Below are 18157 nucleotides of genomic sequence, written 5' to 3' on the forward strand. Positions count from 1 at the left end.
GCAGGAGAGCAAATGGCCGGCGGGATATCGATTCATGCTGTTGATGTCGCCAGCGGGCGTCCGGCCCAGGGCTTGCGTGTCGAAATATGGCGCATCGAACCCGCACCGACGCGGATCGCGGAAGGCCGACTTGGCTCGAATGGCCAACTCGACCATCCAGTCGTAGGCGGATTGGGAATCGAGGCAGGCGAATACGAGGTTCACTTTCACCTTGGCGAATTCTTCGCGGGTGGCGCTGGCGCCAGCTTTCTCACTGTCGCGCCTTTCCGTTTCAGGATTGAGGAGGTGGATCAGCATTTTCATCTGCCAATGAAGTTCACCCGCTGGGGCTATTCCCTGTTTCGCGGTGCGTGAGACGCGCGTCAGCTGGTCAATCGCTTCGAGAGGCCAGTGACGCGCTCCATGATCGCCATGAGCGCCACCGTAGCGATGATTAGAACACCCGACAATGCGGCGATTGTTACGTCGAGCTTGCCCTCGAGGTCCTGCCACATCCGGATCGGCAACATGTCGGTTGCCGCATCCCGCAGGAACAGCGAGACGGGCACATTGTCGAACGAGGACATGAAGGCGATGAACGCGCCGGCAATGACCCCCGGGCGGATCAGGGGCAATACGATCCTTCGAAACGTGTAAAAGCGGCTGGCGCCGAGAATGGCTGAACTTTCCAGCAGGGTCGTCTCCAGCTGGGCGAGCGCCGCCACCGTGTTGCGCACCACATAGGGAACGCAGACAACGGTGTGGCCTATGATCAGCGTGAGCGGGGATACCGGCAGGCCTACCAGCGAGAACAGCATCAGGGCGGAGAGCCCAAAGGCGAGCGCAGGAAGCACCAGTGGCGACATGAACAGCGAGTCCAGCAGGCGTGCCGATAGCGTAGGCGAGCGTGCAATGGCCAGGGCCGCGGCAACGCCGAGCACGACGGACAGGCCGGTCGACCACATCGCGACGATAAAGCTGTTCTTTGCGGCAAAATGCAGTTGCCAAGCGTTCCACAGCTCAGCGTACCACCGCGCCGAATAGCCAGGCGGCGGAAATTTGAGTGAAAAGCCGTTGGTGAACGAGACGACCAGAACGACAAGCGAGGGCGCGATGATGACGATCAGCGCGATCAGCGCGACCGCCGTCATGACGACTTCGAAGCTGATGGCCTCCCATGTGCGTTTTCGGCCACCCATCGATCAGGCTCCACCATATCCGCGTGACAACCGGCCCAGCATGCCGAACACGGTCACGACGGCGAGAACCGCAAGAAGAAAGATGATCGAGATCGCGGAGGCAAATGGCCAGTTCTGCAGTGTCGAGGCCTGCTGGTAGAGATACATCGGCATGAAGAGCATTTGTCCACCGCCGACGAGGGATTGCGTGATGAAGGCCGTGATGGCAGCGGCGTAGGTGAGCGTGCAACCGGCGATCACGCCTGGCAGTGACAATGGTAGCACCACTCTCCAAAAGGTACGCCAGCTTCCGGCACCGAGAGAGCAGGACGCATCCTCAAGGTTCAAGTCAATCCGACCGAGCGCGGTGATGAGCGGCAACGTCATCAACGGCATCTGTACCTGGGCCAGAGCAAGGACCACCCCGACCTGGGTGTAGAGAAGGCGAATTGGAGTGTCGATTGTACCGATTGAAAGAAGCGTCGAGTTGATGATGCCCTGACGGCCCAGGATCACAATCCAGGCAAAGGTGCGTACCACGACGCTCGTCAGCAGCGGCAAAAGCACGATGAGGATGATGAGCGTCTGGGCGCGCGATCCGACGCGGTGGTAGAGCCATGCGATTGGAAAACCCAGCACCAGGCACAATGCGGTCACTTCCGCGCCCAGGAGTAGCGTTGAGCCAAGTACACTCAGGCTGAATGGATCGGTCAGGAAATGAACGTATTGGCCGATACCCCAGACGACACCGGCCGTATCGTTGTGCAGCGACAGAACGAACAGCTGCACCAATGGCGCGACGAAGAAGAACAGGAAGAACAGGGCCAGCGGTGTGGCCAGCCCTATGCCGTATGATGTGACGTCGCGCGGCACCGATGCGGCAGCCATCGTCGTGGTCCTCAGAGCTTGATTTCGCGGTTGAACCGTTCGATCCAGGCGGAACGCTGCTCGTTGATCTTCTTCCAGTCTTGAAAGACGAATTTCTTCTTCAATTCCGCGGTGTCTTTCGCCAGCACGCGGGCGATTTCACCCCCCATCGGGACCTTTGAATTCGTCGGAACGATCAGATAGGGCGAATTCATCAGGGTTGTCTGCACCTCGGGCGAGAGGGACGCTTCAATGAGCCTGAAGGCGAGTTCCCTGTTTGGCGAGTTCTTGACGACGTGGATCGTGGTCTTGAAGGCGATCGCGCCTTCCTTCGGCGCCACGAATTCAACGGGAACGCCGCGCGCCTTGAGGATTTGGATGGCATTGAAATTACCGGGCGAAATATCGATCTGCCCCTGCTGGAACAACGTCGCCAATGCACCCGGATTGGCTGCGACCGCTGCCAGGTTGGGCTTCAGCGCTTCCAATGCCTTGAAGGCGGGATCGACATTGGCTTCCGATCCGCCATGCATCTTGGCGATTTCCACAAGCCATCCGGTGCCAAGCGTCGAATTGAGATTGGTAATGCCGACTTTTCCCTTGAACTCCGGCTTCCAGAGATCGGCCCACGAGGTAGGCGGAGTCTTGATCGTGTCGGGATTGTAGGTGAGCCCGACGACTTGGAAGAACGGCGCCGGTCCCATCGGCTCCTGTGCTTCGGCAATGAGGTCCTTGTAATAGGTGCTCTTCTCGACCGGGAACGCCTCGACGAGGTCCTGACCAATAGCAACGAGAGCCGGACCGGGATCATGCAGCATCACATCGATCGGCGGATTAGCGCGCGCTGCGTTCACTTTTGCGATCTGGTCGACGGACAGCATTGGATCAAGCACGATCGATGCATCGGCGTTCGCCTTGCGGAAGGCCGGCACCAGCACCGCTTTGTGGGCCTCCTCCCAGCTACCTGTGAAAGTGGCGAAAACCAGCGGACGGGCCTGGGCGTAGCTTAGTCCCGGAAACGCCTTCATAGCCCCGAGCGTCAATGCGGTCGTTAAGAGGGTTCTGCGATTGATCATGAGGCTTTACTCCCGTTGTGTGGTGACGCGGTGCTCAAAGTGATGCAGGAAAAACAGTTGCGAGAGCAGGCGCGAGCGGCGCAATACGTACCGCAACGCCGCTCTCCAGCAGGCGCGTGTCGCCAAAGCGTGCCTGGGATATCTTCACGCCCGATCCGTCGGCGGTCGTGACTTCATGCACGACGGTCGCGCCGAGCGGCAGCGCCATGCCGACCACGCCGGCGAAGCCGGAATCGTCGGTAACGAACTGCAAGTGCTCTGGACGAATACAGACGGTGACGCGACCGCCTTCCGCCATCGACTTCGATGCCGGCCGCGCGATGACGTCGGCGCCAGCGTCGAGGCGAACTTTCGCGCCGGTCGGATCGGCCGAGACCAGTGTGCCGGGCATGCGATTGGTGGAGCCGACGAACGTGTTCACGAACAGGGTCTGCGGACGGTCATAGACGTCGGACGGGGATCCGAACTGTTCGAGCCGGCCCTGGCTGAGAACCGCGACCCGGTCGGCCATCGACAGCGCTTCTTCCTGGTCGTGCGTGACAATGAGTGTCGTAATGCCTGAAACCCGCTGCAGTCGCTTGACTTCGATCTGCATGTCGAGCCGCAGGTTCTTGTCGAGCGCTGCAAAGGGCTCGTCGAGCAGCAGGATCGACGGTTTGATCGCCAGTGCGCGTGCCAGTGCTACGCGCTGTTGCTGGCCACCGGAGAGCTGCCGCGGCAGGCGCTCGGCCATGGCGGGAAGCTGGACGAGTTCGAGCAGCCTTTGCGCCTCTTTCCTGCGCGTCGCCGTGTCGACGCCGCGGGCGGCGAGGCCATAGGCCACGTTCTCGGCGATCGTCAAATGCGGGAACAGCGCATAGTTCTGGAAGACGATGCCGACGGCACGCTTGTTGGGCGGCAGCGTATCGACGATTTCGTCGCCGATGATGATCCGTCCCTGGGTCTGAGCGATAAAGCCGGCCACGATGCGCAGCAGCGTGGTCTTGCCGCAGCCGGACGGACCGAGCAGTGCGATGATTTCGCCGCCCTTCACGTCGAGATTGATGTTTTCCACCGCGATCGCGCCACCGGGATAGCGGTGGGTGATTGCGTCAAGTACGAGCGAACGACCGCCCATCAGTTCAGCCATGGAGCACTCCTCCCGACCATGGGAAAGCAAATCCCGTGCCTGCACTATCGTCATTTGCGCGGAGTTCGTGCATTCTTCCTCGATGACGATCGACACGAACCCCTGCGAATTGACGGCCACCGCTCTTGCCAACGCTTTGGCGCGGCGTGAGATTTCTGCACGTGATGCGCTTGATGCGCATCTCGCGCGCATCACCACACTCGACGGCCGGCTTTCGGCTTTCATCACCGTCGATGCGGAGGGTGCGCGCCGTCAGGCCGACGCATGCGATGCGGCACGCGGACCGACAGGGCCGCTGCATGGCGTTCCGATTGCCGTGAAGGACCTGACCACTACAAGGGGCTTGCGCACGACGTATGGATCGTTGCTGTTCCAGCACAATGTCCCGGAGCAAGACGAGCTTGTGGTGGCGAGGCTTCGGCAGGCAGGCGCTGTGATCATCGGTAAGTCCAACACGCCGGAATTCGGTTTTGGCGCGGTGTGCACTAATCGGCTGTGCGGGCCAACGCGGAATCCCTTCGATGTTGCGCTGACTTCCGGTGGCTCGTCGGGCGGTTCTGCTGTCGCCGTCGCAACGGGAATGGCCCCTCTCGCTCACGGCACCGATTTTGGCGGCTCGGTGCGGACGCCGGCAAGTTTCTGCGATGTGGCCTCGATCCGTCCGACACCAGGCCGGATAGCGGCGCCCGCGCGCGCCCTTGGCTGGGACATGCTCGCCACGCACGGACTTCTGGCGCGCAACGTTGACGATCTCGAACTTGGGCTCTCGGCCTGCGTTGGACCCGACATTCTTGATCCGTTGTCCATCGGCACCGAGCCGCGCACTGGATTTGCGGTGGGACGGCCGCAGCTGGCAGTCACGCCTGACTTCGGCGTCGCACCGGTTGCGAAGGAAGTCCGCGCGCGGTTTACCGTGGCTTGCGATGCGCTGTCTGAGATCGCCGATCTCGAAGAGGTCTCCCCCGACTGCGGCGGCGCCATTGAAGCCTTCCGTGCGCTGCGCGCCGCCCATGTCGTGGACGGCTATGGCGCGTTGCTGCGAGACCGGCGGGCCGAACTCACGCCGACTGTCATTTGGAACATCGAGGCGGGTGCGCAACTCACGGCGCAGGATTATCTCACCGCCGAGCGGCGGCGCACCACTATCTATCGCAGCTTTCGCGGTCTGATGGCGCGCAAGGATTTCCTCGTCGCGCCGGCCGCCTCGGTCTTCCCGTGGAACAATGATACAGGCGACGTGACACGGATCGACGATATGGACCTCCAAACGCCGATCGACTATCTCGCCGTCACCTTCATTGTCTCGCTGGTCGGCTTCCCGGTGCTCACCTTGCCGACGCCGAGACAGCCGGATCAGAAGCCGTTCGGCGTTCAGATCATTGCCGCCCCGGGGGAGGAGTCCAAATTGTTCGCATTCGGCCGTCGGATCGAAGAGCAACTGGGCTTTTGTCATCGTCGGCCACCCCTCTGATCACGCGTCGCGATGTTCGAGGCGCGCGGCGAGCGGCGCTGCGAGGCCGCTCGACGGTTTCGCGTCGGGCCGGCGAAATGTCCCCGCGCTCGCTTTTCGCAGGCGGAGCGCGTGCAGGGCTTCGACCTGTTTCACGGCCGCAACGACCTGGTCGATCACAGGTACCGGAATTCGATCGGCGACCCGCTCGGCCAGTCCCGACAAAGGTGCGCCGGCCAGAATAAGGACGTCGGCTTCATCCTCCTCCACGGCTCGCTTTGCGAGTTCAACCAGGAGATCTTCCTTTTCGGAGCCGACCTCGGCGATCTCGCGGAATGGGCCATCGAGCATGCGGATGCCGGCACACCGTTCCCAAAGCCCGTGGGAACGAACGCATTCCTCAAACCAGGGCCCTAACGCCCGCGCAAACGTCACAAGGCCAAATCGTCGTCCCGCCATGCATGCCGTGAGCATCGCTGCCTCGGCCATGCCGACGACGGGAATGTCGAACAATTCCCTGGCCGCAAACAGTCCGGGATCGCCGAAGGCCGCGATGATCGCACCGTCAAATTCCCGGTGGCGTTCCGCGAGCATTTCCAGTGCCACGGCCCCGCCGATCTGGGCTTCAGCGCGGGTCGAAATGTAGGGCACACCGCGCGGCGCGGTGAGGGGGATCAAGGATGTTCCCGGTGCAGCGGCGCGCTGTCCGACCTTCAGCATGAGATCGGTGATATCTGCGCGCGTGTTCGGATTGAGCAGCAGGATATTCATCGTCAGGCCGCCGGTCTGCTGATCGGGATTTTGGGCAAAACCTCCAAGAGCGCCGTGCCAGTGCGCTGCACATGCGCCGAGAGGAGACGCCCTGCTGCTTCGCCATCGCGAGCTTCGAGTGCGGCAAGAATGGCCGCGTGTTCCTCAACGGAATTGCTCCAGCGCCGCTCCGCACCGAGCGCCAGATAGCGGGCCCGCTCTGCCCTCGACAGCAATGTCTCGTGCGCCTCGCGCAGTGGCGCATTCCGTGCTGCCCGAACGATCAGGCCGTGTATCTCCCCATTGATGGCGAAATAATCGTCGAGCTTGCCCGCGCTGTGGTAACTCTCCATACGCGTCTGCAGGAGGCGCAGACGTTGTAATTCACGTTCGGTGATGCGTTGGGCCGCGAGCTCAGCCGCAAGCCGTTCGATCCCTGCGAGCGCTTCGAACAACTCGAGTATGCGATCTGTTTCGATATCGGCGATCCGCGGGCTGCGGTTCGGCCTTAATTCCACCAGCCCTTCCGCCGCCAACAGCTTCATGGCTTCACGCAACGGCGTTCGGGAAACGCCAAGCGCCTCGGACAACCTGGTTTCCTGCGTCGACGATCCAGGCTCCAGCTCTCCGCGGATGATCATGTCGCGCATCCGCGCCGCGGCGCGCTCATGCAGGCCTGTCCGCTTGAGCTTGAGTGACTTTCGCCCGGCAACGTCGTCCTTTTTGTTCTGCACGCTCCGCCTCGCTGGGTTTTGTTTTAGCGGCTATTGGCGTTGAGAGTTGCCTAAAATTACCCCTTATCTAGATGAAAACAATGGCATATTGAAGAAATTGTATGCAGTGTGCAGAAATTCGTTGCGGTGGCTGATTTTGGGAATGATGATCGCGGCAGCGGGCGTCGTTGCGCCGTAGCGAGCCGAAACGTGGTTTTCCAGTGAATTCAATGCGAACGCGCCTTGGGATGCTCACGCCATCATCGAATTCGGTGCTCGAACCGGTGACCTGCGCCATGCTCGCCGGAGCCCCCGGGATCAGCGCGCACTTTTCCCGCTTCCGGGTGACCGAGATCGCGCTGGATGCCCAGGCGCTCGATCAGTTCGATCCATCCAGGATGTTGCCGATGGCGGATTTGCTTGCCGACGCCAAGGTCGATGCCGTGGCCTGGAACGGTACCTCGGCCAGCTGGCTTGGAATCGAGCGCGACCGGAGCCTTTGCGAAGCGATCAGTGCGCGCACTGGAAAGCCTGCAACGACGTCGACGCTGGCCTGCATCGATGCGGTGCGGTCGAGTGGCGCGCAAAGGGTCGGCTTCGTGACGCCCTATACCGACGACGTGCAACTGCGTATCGGCAAGGTTTGGGCCAGTGATGGTATTGCCTGTCATGCCGAGCGACATCTCGGCCTGCGCGATAATTTCTCGTTCGGCGAGGTAAAACCTGCCGAGATTGCTGACATGATCCGTGCCGTTGCTGCAGAGGGCTGCGACGCGATCGTGATTCTGTGCACGAACATGGACGGGGCAGCCATTACGGAGGCCCTGGAGCGTGAACTGAATGTCTTGATTCTCGACTCCGTCGCAGTCACGCTGTGGCGAACGCTGTTGCTTGCCAAGGCAGACCCGAGACTATTGTCAGGGTGGGGACGGGTATTTCAGTCCCCACTCCCCTAGAAGCGACCGGAGGCATTTCACTTGGCACAGTTTGACCTCGCCATCCGCGGCGGCACCATCGTAACGGCCAGCGACGAATTCCGGGCTGATATCGGCGTTCGTGACGGGCGCATCGTGAGCATTGCCGATCGTATCGAGGGAGCATCTCGGGAGATCGACGCAACGGGCCTGCTGGCTTTGCCTGGCGGCATCGACAGCCACGTCCATATTTCGCAGGAGTCCGGACCCGATGTCGTGATGGCCGACAATTTTGCGTCGGCTACGCGTGCTGCTGCGGCCGGCGGCAATACCACGATCCTGCCATTTGCGCTTCAGATCAAAGGTTCTTCGCTGCGTGCCTGTGTCGAGGAATACCGGAAACTCGCCGAAGGCGAATGCTACATCGACACATCGTTTCATTTGATCATATCCGACCCGACGGCGGTCGTTCTCGGGCAGGAATTGCCGGCCCTCGTCAAGGACGGCTACACGTCCTTCAAGGTCTTCATGACTTATGACGACCTCGTTCTCAGCGACAAGCAGTTGCTCGAGGTTTTCGAGGTGGCCCGCCGCGAGCAGGCGCTCGTCATGGTGCATTGTGAAGGGTACGATGCGATCCGCCACCTGACCGAAAAACTGGAACTTGAAGGGCATATCGCGCCGTATTTTCACGGAGCCTCGCGGCCGCAGATCGTTGAGAGGGAAGCGACGCACCGCGCGATCAGTCATGCCGAGCTTGTTGGCGTCCCGATCATGATCGTTCACGTGTCGGGCAGGGAGGCCATGGAGCAGGTACGCTGGGCTCAGCAGCGGGGTTTGCCGGTTCATGCGGAGACCTGCCCACAATACATCACCCTGACTGCCGACGATATGAAGGGCCTGAATATGGACATGAGCGGTGCGAAATATGTCTGCTCGCCGCCGCCGCGCGACAAGGAGAGCCAGGACGCGATCTGGGAAGGTATCACCGCTGGCGTCTTTCAGACCTTTTCATCCGATCATTGCCCGTTTCGTTATGACGATCCAAAGGGCAAGATGACGCCTAATTCGCGCACATCGTTTCGCTGGGTACCAAACGGAATCCCCGGAGTGGAAACGCGGCTGCCGATCTTCTTCTCGGAAGGCGTATCGAAGGGGCGGATCAGCCTGCAGAAATTCGTCGAGCTGACCTCCACCAATCACGCGCGCATTTATGGTCTCTACCCTCGCAAGGGTTCGATCGGGGTGGGGTTCGACGCCGATATCGTGTTGTGGGATCCAAAATTGAAGAAGACAATCCGGCAATCCGATCTGCATCATGGTTCGGACTACACGCCCTGGGAGGGGTTTGAGGTGACCGGCTGGTCGGTCACGACCATTGCCCGCGGGCGGGTGGTTGCGGACAATGGAAAGATCGTCGGAGAGAAGGGTGCAGGGGAGGTGCTCAGCCGTGGTACTTCTAGCCTGATCTGAGGGGCTGTCTCGCAACGCAGTTATAGTTCCGCTGCGCGACCTCGGTGGATACGCGCCGGACGTGTCGATGCAGGCGCAGATCGTCAACCTGCTGCTCGACCTGCAGGACCGGCTTGAGCTACCTGTTCATCGCGCACGATCTCGCCGTGGTGCGCGCGGTCTCGACCCGCGTCGCAGTGATGTATGCCGGCTCGGTTGTCGAGATCGCGCCGAAGGCGCAAATTTATGCTGATCCACAGCATCCCTATTCGCGCGCGCTGCTCGATGCCGTGCCGCGCGTCGATCCGGATTTTGTCCGGCATCCAGTGGTGGCCGGCGAGGTGCCGAGCCTGCTCGATCCGCCGACCGGCTGCTCTTTCCACCCGCGCTGCCCGTTCACGATGGAGCGATGCCGCATTGAACCGCCGTTGCTGAAAGAATCCGGCCCCGGTCGCCGGTTGGCCTGCCATCTCCCCTCGACGTGAAGACGTGGACCGAAGAACCTGGTCCACGTCCCGCCGCTACCTGCCTGCGCTGCTCGCAACGATCGAGGAAGACGAGGTGACGAGCTTGCTCAGCGCAAGATAGACCAGGCCCGAGACTCCGATGCCGAACAGCCAGCTCAGATCGGCGCCGCCGAGCAGATTGGTCGAGATCGGTCCCTGGAGCGCGCCGACCAGACCGTCTTCCACCGACCAGCCGGCCACGAGACCCGCGAGGAACGCGATCATGCCGGCCCAGTTGATGTCGCCATAGACGCTGGTCTCCGGTGACCGATAGAGCTCGGGAACATCGATCTTGCCCTTCCGCTTGAGGAAGAAGTCCGCGAGCACCACGCCGGCCCACGGGCTCATCCATAGCAACAGGCTGATCATCCAGTTGTCGAACGCCTTGGCGAAGGACGGCGCGAAGATGAAATACAGCGTGACCAGATAGCCGGCGATGCCGACGATCACGGTGAGCCAGAAGCGCGAGAGCTTGAGCCCCGCGCTCAGCGCCGCCAGTGTCGCCGAGTAGACGTTGAGGATGTTGGTCGCGATCGGGCCGTGCAGCACCATCAAGAGGACCAGGATGCTGACCGGCCCTCCGAACACCGCGCTGACCATCTTGGCGGGATCGGTGTCGAGCGTCGTCGAGGCGATGGTTGCGCCGAGAATGCCGAGCCAGACCGTCGGCACGAACATGCCGATATAGCTGTACCAGAACACGGACTTCGAAGGCACGCTACGCGGCACGAAGCGTGAATAGTCGGACGCCCAGGTGACCCAGGAAATGCCCCAGCCGACGCCTATCGCCGTCGTCAGCAGCGTCAGCATCGCAAGATGGGCGCCCGGCGGCAGCGAGGACGTCAGTCCCCAATTGACGACGCCGGGACGGGTCCACGCCAAAATGCTCATCAGCACCATGATGGCGATAGTCGGCGGTACCGTGTATTTCTCGAAGGTGCGGATCGCGTAGAAACCATAGACCCCGATTAGGACCTGCGCCGCCATCACCAGCGTGATGATGACGATCTCGATCAGCCAAGTATCGGCAACGCCAAACTGGCTGAGGATGCCGACCGAAACCTTGACCGGGAAGTAGGTGTTCACGCCGATCCAGCCCAGCGTCATCAGGAACATCAGGATGCTCGGCAGGTAGGCGCCGCGGACGCCGAATGCGGATCGGCTCAGCACCATCTGATTGACGCCGGTCTTATGCCCCATCACCGTGAAGGCCGCAAAGATCGCGCAGCCGACGATGTTGCCGAGCACGATGACCGCGATCGTCTCCATCAGGCCGAGCTTGAGGATGATGCCGAGCGCACCGAGCGCCCAGTTGACCGGCGCGATGTTGGCGCCGGCCCAGATCCACATCTGCTGCGGCCCGGTCGAGTCCCGGTCCGCGTCGGGAATTGGCTCGATGCTGTGAATATCAGCGCGAAGTTCGGAATCCGTCATGACATCCCCCAATACGAAGCACGCTTCGCATCATCGCAGCATAATTCGTGCCATTACGCGCGGGGTGGCCTGGGGACGGCTCGTGCGGCGAGGGGATGCAAGCTGCGTTGCGCCGGATTGCTACTGAATTTTCAAGCGCGATCCGGCATCACATCTGCATTTGCCGAGACCATCTGCTTGCAGGTCGGCCGCGAGCGCGGGGCTTGGGGGCATGGCGCTGGCGAGCAGCGGTCCGATGATAAATTGGGCAGCCCAACTCAAAAGTGCAGCAGCCGCGGCTAATCAAATAGGGCAGTGGCGCTGTCGCGAGCGGGGTTGCCGGCGACGATGCGCTGCATCATCTCGATGAACAGCGCTTGTTCCTGCTCGCTCAGATCGCCGAGCGTCGCACGGTGCGCTCTTCGTGCCGCGCCCTCGATTTTGACGAGCAGGGCGGCGCCCGCCGGCGTCAAACGGCACAAGCGCGCCCGTCGATCGTCCTTGTTGACGGCGCGTTCCACGAGATTTCGTGCGGCGAGCCGCTTCAGTGCGCCGGTAGTTGTGGTCCGATCGAGAGCGATATCGGCCGCCAAAGTGGTCTGATCGGCCGTTTCACGCACCGCCAGCGCAGAGAGCAGGCTGTATTGCAATGGCGTGACCTCGAACGCGCCGCATGCGTCCTGAAACAGCGCAACGTGAATCTGGTGCAGGCGCCGGATCAGATAGCCGGGTCGTTGGGACAAGGGCCAGGGGCGGTGCTTGCCCCCGCTGCGACGTTTCTTTGCTTGCCGCAATGCACGCTCTCCCAACCCTGAACCCCGTCGCGCTTAGCTCGATTCGAGTGCGCTGGCCACCGTCGGATCATGGCACGAAGCTTGCCTTTGTAAAATACGAAGCATGCTTCGTAATTCGCGAGGGCAATCGCCTGCGCGGAATAGAGGAGAGCGCCATGTCCGTCACCGTCAGCTCCGTCACTGCCAGCTTCGATCTTCTGCTGCGAGGCGGTCGCGTGATCTGTCCGGCGTCCGGCGTGGACGGCATCAGGGACGTCGCGATCCGCAACGGCAAGATCGCGGCGGTCGCGCCGGACATCCTGCCGACCAGCGCCAGGGAGGTGGTCGACGTCGGCGGCAAGCTGGTGCTGCCCGGATTGATCGACACCCATGCGCATGTCTATCAATACGTCTCCGGCCGCTTCGGCATGAATGCCGACATGGTCGGCGTGCAGTCGGGCGTGACCACGGTGATCGACCAGGGCGGTCCGTCCTGCATGACGCTGCCCGGCTTTCGTCATTTCATCGCGGAGCCTTCCAGCTCGCGCGTCTATGCCTTTCTTTCCGCTTATCTCGTCGGCGGGCTTGAAGGGCATTTCTATCCGCAGCTCTATAGCCCCGACGGCGTTGACATCGACGCGACCGTCAAGTCGGCGACGGCCAATCTCGACATCGTGCGCGGCATCAAGGCCCATGCCGAGATCGGCGGCTTCGCGCGCTGGGGCATTCGCGTCATCGAGATGGCGGCGGAGATCGGCAAGCGCGCCGATCTGCCGGTCTATGTGCATTTCGGCCAGCTCTGGGGCCTGCCCGAAAGCGGCGCCAATGGCGAAGATGCCGACACGATCCTGACCCGCGTCATCCCGCTTCTGCGTGAAGGCGACATTCTCGCGCATCCCTTCACGCGCCATCCCGGCGGCTTCGTCAACCGCGAAGGCGAGGTGCATCCGGTCATCCAGGCGGCGCTCGACCGCGGCCTGAAGGTCGATGTCGGTCATGGCAGCCATTTCTCGTACCGGCTCGCGAAGAAGGCGATCGCTGCCGGCATCATTCCGACCACGCTGGGAGCCGACATCCACGGCTACAACACCCACGTGCCCGCGCCGGCCGGGACGCCCGACCAGCACGAGGACGAGGAGAACCATCCCTTCGCGGGACAGGCCAAGTTCAGTCTGGTGCAGGCGATGAGCTCGATGATGGCGCTCGGCCTGTCGCTGGAGCAGGTGGTGCCTATGGTCACCTCCAATCCGGCCAAAATGCTCGGCCGCAGCGAGGAGATCGGCGCTCTCAAGGTCGGCATGGACGCCGACGTCTCCGTGCTCGCGGAGAAGAGCGGCCGCTTCGTCCTCAAGGACAATGAGAAGAACGAGGTGATCGCCGAGCGCCTGCTTCAGCCGGCGTTCTGCTTGCGCGCCGGCACGCGCTTTGACGCGGTCGCGCCGATCCTGCCGCAGGCCGTCGCGGCATAGGCCGCGCGGTGATGGAGAACGCCGAGTTGCGCAACGAGCGAGAGTTTCCTTCTGGCAAGTCCGGACAGGGCGTGGGAGCACGGCTGCCGCGGAAGGAGGACGACCGGCTGATGCGCGGCCGCGGCCAGTTTGTCGCCGATATTCGCCTTGCCGGCCTTCAGGACGTCGCGTTCGTGCGCAGCCCGCTGGCGCATGCGCGGATCCGCGGCATCCATGTGCCCGAGCGCTATCGCGGCAGCGTGTTCACGGCAGACGATCTTGTCGGCATCAAACCGATCCGCGCGGTCTCGGGCCTTCCGGGCTTCAAGATTTCGGAGCAGCCGGTGCTGGCCACCGGAAAGGTGCGCCAGGTCGGCGAGCTCGTCGCGATGTGTCTCGCACCGACGCGCGCCGAGGCGGAGGACATCGCGGCGTCCGTGACGCTCGATCTGGAGGAGCTGCCCGCAATCTACGACATGCTGAAGGCACGCGAGCCCGGCTCGGCGCTGGTGCACGAGCATTGGGGCGACAACGTCTTCCTTGAGACCAATTACGAGGTCGACATCTCCGCGGCGCTCGACGCGCCGATCAAGGTGACGCGCGAGATCTCGACCGCGCGGCAGTGCATGTCTCCGCTGGAAGGCCGTGGCGTGGTCGCGACGTTCGATCGCAGGCTCGATCAGCTCACGCTGCACTCCGCGGCCCAGATGCCGCACATCACGCGCAGCGGGCTTGCCGAATGTCTCGGCATGGAAGAGGGGCAGATCCGTGTCATCTCGCCCGATGTCGGCGGTGGCTTCGGCCACAAGGGAATCCTGTTGCCTGAAGAGGTCTGCCTGTCCTGGCTGACCATGAGCTGCGGCCATCCCGTGCGCTGGACCGAGGACCGCCGCGAGCATCTGGTCGCCAGCTCCAATTGCCGCGAGCACCATTACAAGATCACGGTCTATGCCGACCGCGACGGGACGTTGCGCGGCATCGATTGCGAAGCGACCGTGGATTCCGGTGCCTACTCATCCTATCCGTTCTCGGCGTGTCTCGAAGCAGCGCAGGTCGCGAGCATCCTGCCGGGTCCGTATCAGATGCCGGCCTATCGTTGCCGCACCTTTTCGGTCGCCACCAACAAATGTCCGATCCTGCCCTATCGGGGCGTGGCGCGCACCGGCGTCTGCTTTGCGCTGGAATTGATGCTCGACCTTGTCGCGGTCGAGGCCGGGCTCGAGCCCGGCGAGGTGCGGCTGCGCAATCTGGTGCAGCCGGAGCAGATGCCGTTCGACAACATCACCAAGAAGCATTTTGACAGTGGCGATTATCCGCAAGCCATGCGGCGCGCGCTGGCGGCGATCGACGTGGACGCCATTCGCGCCAAGCAAAGTCAGGGCGGGGCTGACGGCCGCCGCATCGGCGTCGGCGTCTCCATCTATTGCGAGCAAGCCGCGCACGGCACGTCGGTCTATTCCGGCTGGGGGATCCCGATGGTGCCGGGCCACGAACAGGCATCGGCGCGGTTGACGCCGGACGGCGGCCTCGAATTGCGCGTCGGTGTGCATTCACACGGGCAGGGCATGGAGACGACGCTCGCCCAGGTCGCGCATGAGATGCTCGGCATCGACGTCGCAAAGATCCGCATCATCCTCGGCGACACCGCGATGACGCCCTATTCGACCGGCACCTGGGGCTCGCGCTCGATGGTCATGGCGGGCGGCGCGGTGGCGACCGCCTGCCGCGAGCTCGGCGAACGTGCGAGGCGCATCGGCGCCAAATTGTTGCAGCACGATCCGGCCTCCGTCGTGTTGCAGAATGGCGAGGTGTGCGGCGTCAACGGCAGCGTCAGCCTCAGGACGATCGCGCACACCTGGTATCGCCGCCCGCAGGATCTGCCGGCCGACGTCGATCCCGGCGGGCTGGAAGTGACTCTGGGCTACAAGCCGGTCCGTGACAGCGGGACCTTCAGCTACGCCGCGCATGCGGCTGTCGTCGCGGTCGATCCTGATGTCGGCGAGGTCGAGATCCTCGACTACGTGATCGTCGAGGACGGCGGCGTCCTGGTCAACCCGATGGTCGTCGACGGCCAGATCTATGGCGGCCTCGCCCAGGGGATCGGTACCGCGCTCTATGAGGAAATGCCGTTCGATACGTCGGGACAGCCGCTGGCGACGACGCTGGCCGACTATCTGCTCCCCGGTGCGACCGAGGTTCCGGCGGCCCGTCTCGATCACATGGAGACGCCGTCGCCCTATACGCAGTTTGGCGTCAAGGGCATCGGCGAGGGCGGTGCCATCGCGCCGCCCGCCGCGATTGTCAACGCCGTCAACGACGCGTTGCGGCCGCTCGGTGTCGAGCTGATGCAATCGCCGATCACGCCGCATCGAATCGTCGCGGCCGTGCTCGCTGCTCGCGCTGTCGGAAGGAGCGCGGCATGAAGCCTGCGCCTTTCGGCTATGAACGCCCGCGCGATCTCGACTCGGCGCTGTCGATGCTCGCCACGGCCAGTGGATCTGCGAAGATCATCGCCGGCGGCCAATCGCTCGGGCCGATGCTCAATCTGCGGCTGCTGCAGCCGGAGCTGCTGGTCGACATCTCCGGCCTCGCCGAGCTCAAATGTGCTGAGCTTTCCGGCGGCGAACTCGTGCTCGGCGCGCTGGTCACGCATGCCGATATCGAGGACGGACGCACAGCTGACGTGACACGCGGCGCTATTCGGGCTGTCGCGGCCAACATCGCCTATCGCGCGGTGCGCAACCGCGGCACGATCGGCGGCTCGCTCAGCCATGCTGATCCCGCCGCGGACTGGATTTCGGCGCTTGCCGCCCTGGGCGCGCGGGTCACGCTGCGCAGACTTGCCGGTGTGCGCATGATGGCTGTCGAGGCGTTTGTCGTCGGTGCTCTGGAATCGGCGCTCCACACCGGCGAAATCGTCGAGGCGATCCACGTGCCGGCGCGCGCGGCGTCGGCGCATTGGGGCTACGCCAAGAGCTGCCGGAAGACCGGCGAGTTCGCCCATGCTATCGGCGCGGTGCTGGTCGATCCGGCGGTCGCCGCGGCCCGCGTCGTGATCGGTGCGATCGACGCGGCGCCGATCGTCGTGACCGATGCCGCGGAGCTGTTCGGTGGGCGGATCGCGGCCGACTACAAGCAGCGTTTCGACGCCCGCGTCGCCGACGCAGTTCTCGCAAGGGCCGGCATCGACGACGCCACGCAACGCCACATCCATGTCAGCGTGTTGAAACGCGCCGTCCAGGAGGCCGCGGCATGACCACGATCGCGCTTCAGGTCAATCGCCGCGCGGTGGAAGTCTCGGCCGAGCCGCGCACCAGCCTTGCCGATTTCGTGCGCGACAAGCTCGACCTGACCGGCACACATCTCGGCTGCGAGCACGGTGTCTGCGGCGCTTGCACCGTGCTGCTCGACGGCGTGCCGGCGCGCTCCTGCATCACCTATGCGGTGGCCTGCGAGGGCGCCGATATCACCACCATCGAAGGTCTCGACGAGGACGAGGTCACGACAGAGCTGCGCGCCGCCTTCACCCGCGAGCATGCCTTGCAGTGCGGCTATTGCACCCCGGGGATGCTGGTCTCCGCGCGCGACCTGGTGCTGCGCTTACCCGATGCCGACGAGCGCCAGATCCGCGTTGGCCTCTCCGGCAATCTCTGCCGCTGCACCGGTTATGTCGGCATCGTGCGGGCGGTGCAGTCGGTGATCGAGGCCCGGCGCGGGCGCGACATCGCCCCGCTTGCCGATGGCGGTCGAACCAGTCTTGGTCCCACCGGATCGGGGCGGAGCGCGCCCGGTCGAAACGAGCCGGCTGTGCGTCAAGCGTTAGCGCCGGCATCAGAGAGCGCCGCACCGGGCAGAATCCCGGACTTCACCCCGGCGACCGTTCTCGACCAGCGGTTCACCTTGCCGCATGCGCCGGCAAAGGTCTTCGCGATGTTCGACGATATCGCCGATATCGCAGCCTGCCTTCCCGGCGCATCGCTCACGGCGCCGCCAAGGCCCGAACGCGTCGAAGGCGTGATCCGCGTCAGGCTCGGGCCGATCGCGGCGGCCTTCGTGGGGGCCGCGCGCGTCGAGCGCGATCCCGCAACGCTCTCCGGCCGCATCGTCGGCATCGGCACCGACCAGCGCGGCCATTCGGCGACGCAAGGTGAAATCCGCTATCGCCTGCTGTCGATCGATGACGGCGCGGCGACCACCGTCGAGCTGTCGATCGGCTATACGCTTACGGGAATGCTGGCCCAGGTCGGCCGTCCCGGCCTGGTGCGGGATCTCGCAAAGCGCCTGGTTGCTGAATTCGCGGGAAATCTCGACCGCCACATGTCCGGCGCACCGTCGGGGCAGGCGGCCTCGGCGGAGCTCAGCTTCTGGTCGATTGCATCAGATGTTTTGCGCGACCGGCTCGGGCGCTTCATTGGCCGCGTCTTCACCGAAAAAGGTGGAGTGGAATAACCGGCGCGTTCGCGCCGCAGAGTGACGAAGGCTGAACTACCAGACATCAACAGCGTGGGA

16 protein-coding genes and 1 pseudogene are annotated in these 18157 nt (G+C 63.3%); 9 read left to right on the forward strand and 8 right to left on the reverse strand.

Annotation, left to right across the window (positions count from 1 at the left end; translation table 11 throughout):
- Window positions 1–12: 12 nt before the first annotated feature.
- A complete protein-coding gene (locus QCM77_RS15400; protein ID WP_279659718.1) occupies window positions 13–354 on the forward strand; it encodes a hydroxyisourate hydrolase in 342 nt (113 codons plus the stop codon).
- An 8-nt stretch (window positions 355–362) separates the two neighbouring features.
- On the opposite strand, the gene QCM77_RS15405 is transcribed toward QCM77_RS15400, so the two are convergent.
- Genes QCM77_RS15405 through QCM77_RS15420 form a run of 4 tightly spaced genes read right to left on the reverse strand, consistent with a single transcriptional unit; the run spans window position 363 to window position 4229 of the window.
- A complete protein-coding gene (locus tag QCM77_RS15405; protein ID WP_279684135.1) occupies window positions 363–1178 on the reverse strand; it encodes an ABC transporter permease in 816 nt (271 codons plus the stop codon).
- Window positions 1179–1181: 3 nt separating this feature from the next.
- Window positions 1182–2045, reverse strand: coding sequence for an ABC transporter permease (locus tag QCM77_RS15410; RefSeq protein ID WP_279684136.1), 864 nt, complete (start codon window positions 2043–2045; stop codon window positions 1182–1184).
- An 11-nt stretch (window positions 2046–2056) separates the two neighbouring features.
- Window positions 2057–3100, reverse strand: coding sequence for an ABC transporter substrate-binding protein (locus QCM77_RS15415; RefSeq protein WP_279659715.1), 1044 nt, complete (start codon window positions 3098–3100; stop codon window positions 2057–2059).
- 34 nt (window positions 3101–3134) lie between these two features.
- Window positions 3135–4229, reverse strand: coding sequence for an ABC transporter ATP-binding protein (locus QCM77_RS15420; RefSeq protein ID WP_279684137.1), 1095 nt, complete (start codon window positions 4227–4229; stop codon window positions 3135–3137).
- Between QCM77_RS15420 and QCM77_RS15425 the strand changes: the two genes are divergently transcribed.
- Window positions 4228–5700 (forward strand): amidase, encoded by a 1473-nt coding sequence (locus QCM77_RS15425; protein ID WP_511337198.1) that lies wholly within the window; start codon window positions 4228–4230, stop codon window positions 5698–5700. The two genes, QCM77_RS15420 and QCM77_RS15425, sit on opposite strands and share 2 nt — an antisense overlap.
- On the opposite strand, the gene QCM77_RS15430 is transcribed toward QCM77_RS15425, so the two are convergent.
- The gene (locus QCM77_RS15430) at window positions 5701–6450 is read right to left on the reverse strand and encodes an aspartate/glutamate racemase family protein (protein WP_279659712.1); all 750 of its coding nucleotides are present in this window, start codon (window positions 6448–6450) and stop codon (window positions 5701–5703) included. It abuts the gene before it with no gap.
- A gap of 2 nt (window positions 6451–6452) precedes the next feature.
- Entirely contained in the window at window positions 6453–7163 is a 711-nt protein-coding gene (locus QCM77_RS15435) for a GntR family transcriptional regulator (RefSeq protein ID WP_279659711.1), read from the reverse strand.
- 209 nt (window positions 7164–7372) lie between these two features.
- Between QCM77_RS15435 and QCM77_RS15440 the strand changes: the two genes are divergently transcribed.
- The 3 genes and pseudogenes from QCM77_RS15440 to QCM77_RS15450 form a co-directional block, all read left to right on the forward strand.
- A complete protein-coding gene (locus QCM77_RS15440) occupies window positions 7373–8098 on the forward strand; it encodes a maleate cis-trans isomerase family protein (protein ID WP_462804323.1) in 726 nt (241 codons plus the stop codon).
- Between the two features lie 21 nt (window positions 8099–8119).
- Window positions 8120–9529, forward strand: a complete 1410-nt coding sequence (gene hydA / locus QCM77_RS15445; RefSeq protein WP_279684140.1) for a dihydropyrimidinase — start codon at window positions 8120–8122, stop codon at window positions 9527–9529.
- A 58-nt stretch (window positions 9530–9587) separates the two neighbouring features.
- Window positions 9588–9993 (forward strand): annotated as a pseudogene (locus QCM77_RS15450) (oligopeptide/dipeptide ABC transporter ATP-binding protein); the annotation flags it as partial.
- A gap of 36 nt (window positions 9994–10029) precedes the next feature.
- Here QCM77_RS15450 and QCM77_RS15455 read toward each other — a convergent pair.
- On the reverse strand, window positions 10030–11448 hold the full coding sequence (locus QCM77_RS15455; RefSeq protein ID WP_279684141.1) for a cytosine permease: 1419 nt from the start codon (window positions 11446–11448) through the stop codon (window positions 10030–10032).
- 278 nt (window positions 11449–11726) lie between these two features.
- Window positions 11727–12221, reverse strand: a complete 495-nt coding sequence (locus QCM77_RS15460; RefSeq protein ID WP_279684142.1) for a MarR family winged helix-turn-helix transcriptional regulator — start codon at window positions 12219–12221, stop codon at window positions 11727–11729.
- A 155-nt stretch (window positions 12222–12376) separates the two neighbouring features.
- Between QCM77_RS15460 and QCM77_RS15465 the strand changes: the two genes are divergently transcribed.
- From QCM77_RS15465 to QCM77_RS15480, 4 genes are read left to right on the forward strand one after another with little or no spacing between them, the layout of a single operon-like run.
- Window positions 12377–13669 (forward strand): amidohydrolase/deacetylase family metallohydrolase, encoded by a 1293-nt coding sequence (locus QCM77_RS15465; protein ID WP_279684143.1) that lies wholly within the window; start codon window positions 12377–12379, stop codon window positions 13667–13669.
- An 11-nt stretch (window positions 13670–13680) separates the two neighbouring features.
- Window positions 13681–16071: a xanthine dehydrogenase family protein molybdopterin-binding subunit gene (locus QCM77_RS15470; RefSeq protein WP_279684144.1), complete on the forward strand. Its 2391-nt coding sequence runs from the start codon at window positions 13681–13683 to the stop codon at window positions 16069–16071.
- The gene (locus QCM77_RS15475) at window positions 16068–16904 is read left to right on the forward strand and encodes an FAD binding domain-containing protein (RefSeq protein WP_279684145.1); all 837 of its coding nucleotides are present in this window, start codon (window positions 16068–16070) and stop codon (window positions 16902–16904) included. The genes QCM77_RS15470 and QCM77_RS15475 overlap by 4 nt, the downstream gene beginning before the upstream one ends.
- Entirely contained in the window at window positions 16901–18097 is a 1197-nt protein-coding gene (locus tag QCM77_RS15480; RefSeq protein ID WP_279684146.1) for a xanthine dehydrogenase family Fe-S subunit, read from the forward strand. Before QCM77_RS15475 ends, QCM77_RS15480 begins: the two co-directional genes overlap by 4 nt.
- Window positions 18098–18157 lie beyond the last annotated feature (60 nt).

The organism is Bradyrhizobium nivariense (assembly GCF_029846695.2).
Lineage (GTDB): Bacteria > Pseudomonadota > Alphaproteobacteria > Rhizobiales > Xanthobacteraceae > Bradyrhizobium.

Excerpts from the sequence above, each read along its gene's own strand:
- QCM77_RS15400 (WP_279659718.1), top strand. The coding sequence starts at position 13 with ATGGCCGGCGGGATATCGATTCATGCTGTTGATGTCGCCAGCGGGCGT.
- QCM77_RS15405 (WP_279684135.1), bottom strand. The coding sequence starts at position 1,178 with ATGGGTGGCCGAAAACGCACATGGGAGGCCATCAGCTTCGAAGTCGTC.
- QCM77_RS15410 (WP_279684136.1), bottom strand. The coding sequence starts at position 2,045 with ATGGCTGCCGCATCGGTGCCGCGCGACGTCACATCATACGGCATAGGG.
- QCM77_RS15415 (WP_279659715.1), bottom strand. The coding sequence starts at position 3,100 with ATGATCAATCGCAGAACCCTCTTAACGACCGCATTGACGCTCGGGGCT.
- QCM77_RS15425 (WP_511337198.1), top strand. The coding sequence starts at position 4,228 with ATGGAGCACTCCTCCCGACCATGGGAAAGCAAATCCCGTGCCTGCACT.
- QCM77_RS15420 (WP_279684137.1), bottom strand. The coding sequence starts at position 4,229 with ATGGCTGAACTGATGGGCGGTCGTTCGCTCGTACTTGACGCAATCACC.
- QCM77_RS15430 (WP_279659712.1), bottom strand. The coding sequence starts at position 6,450 with ATGAATATCCTGCTGCTCAATCCGAACACGCGCGCAGATATCACCGAT.
- QCM77_RS15440 (WP_462804323.1), top strand. The coding sequence starts at position 7,373 with ATGCGAACGCGCCTTGGGATGCTCACGCCATCATCGAATTCGGTGCTC.
- QCM77_RS15455 (WP_279684141.1), bottom strand. The coding sequence starts at position 11,448 with ATGACGGATTCCGAACTTCGCGCTGATATTCACAGCATCGAGCCAATT.
- QCM77_RS15465 (WP_279684143.1), top strand. The coding sequence starts at position 12,377 with ATGTCCGTCACCGTCAGCTCCGTCACTGCCAGCTTCGATCTTCTGCTG.
- QCM77_RS15470 (WP_279684144.1), top strand. The coding sequence starts at position 13,681 with ATGGAGAACGCCGAGTTGCGCAACGAGCGAGAGTTTCCTTCTGGCAAG.
- QCM77_RS15475 (WP_279684145.1), top strand. The coding sequence starts at position 16,068 with ATGAAGCCTGCGCCTTTCGGCTATGAACGCCCGCGCGATCTCGACTCG.
- QCM77_RS15480 (WP_279684146.1), top strand. The coding sequence starts at position 16,901 with ATGACCACGATCGCGCTTCAGGTCAATCGCCGCGCGGTGGAAGTCTCG.